The organism is Streptomyces sp. NPDC008313 (genome assembly GCF_042956125.1).
In the GTDB taxonomy this organism is placed as follows: domain Bacteria; phylum Actinomycetota; class Actinomycetes; order Streptomycetales; family Streptomycetaceae; genus Streptomyces.
Window position 1 is genome coordinate 1 of the sequence record NZ_JBIBFR010000002.1, and the last position, 907, is coordinate 907.

Genomic DNA, 907 nt, shown 5'->3' on the forward strand with positions numbered 1-907 from the left:
GGTTGATAGGCCAGATCTGGAAGCACCGCAAGGTGTGGAGGTGACTGGTACTAATAGGCCGAGGGCTTGTCCTCAGTTGCTCGCGTCCACTGTGTAGTTCCCAGACAACGAACGGTTGTGCTGGCTGAACAGTTTCACTTACTCAATTGAAGAGTGTGCTTGTTCGCTGCCCGTTCGAGGCCCCGTTCATCGCGGGGTGTCTGAAAGGGTTTCGGTGGTCATAGCGTGAGGGAAACGCCCGGTTACATTCCGAACCCGGAAGCTAAGCCTCACAGCGCCGATGGTACTGCAGGGGGGACCCTGTGGGAGATTAGGACGCCGCCGAACAAATTTTGGAGGACCTCTGGTCCCAGCGACTCGCTGGGACCAGAGGTCCTTTTTGTTTTTCCGAAGCGCGCCGGGTACCCGGCTACGCGAGAATGACTTGCAGTACCTAAGACAGGAGTCACCATGTCCCCCAACTCTCCCGATGAGCGACCGGAGCGCGATCAGCGACGCCGGGACAGTGGTGACCGCGGCGGCTTCCGCGGAGGACCGCGCCGGGACAACGACCGCCGTGACGGCGGCGACCGCTCCGGTGGTCCGCGCCGTGATGACCGCCGTGATGACCGTCGGGACGGCGGCGACCGTGGCGGGTTCCGGCGTGAGGGCGGCGACCGGCCGGCCTTCCGCCGCGACGACCGCTCCGGCGGCCCGCGCCGGGACGACCGGGGTGGGGACCGTGGCGGATTCCGCCGTGACGACAACCGCGGTGGTGGCTTCCGCGGCCGTGATGACCGGGGTGACCGGGGCGGGCGTCCGTCGTTCCAGCGTGATGACCGGGGTGACCGGGGCGGGCGTCCGTCGTTCCAGCGTGATGACCGGGGTGACCGGGGCGGGCGTCCGTCGTTCCAGCGTGATGACCGCG

General features: G+C 66.5%; 1 rRNA gene and 1 pseudogene. Both read left to right on the forward strand.

Going from position 1 to position 907, the window contains the following annotated elements:
• Window positions 1-210: 210 nt before the first annotated feature.
• A 5S ribosomal RNA gene (gene rrf, locus ACFY93_RS02790) occupies window positions 211-327 on the forward strand.
• A gap of 142 nt (window positions 328-469) precedes the next feature.
• A pseudogene (locus ACFY93_RS02795) lies at window positions 470-907 on the forward strand (hypothetical protein); the annotation flags it as partial.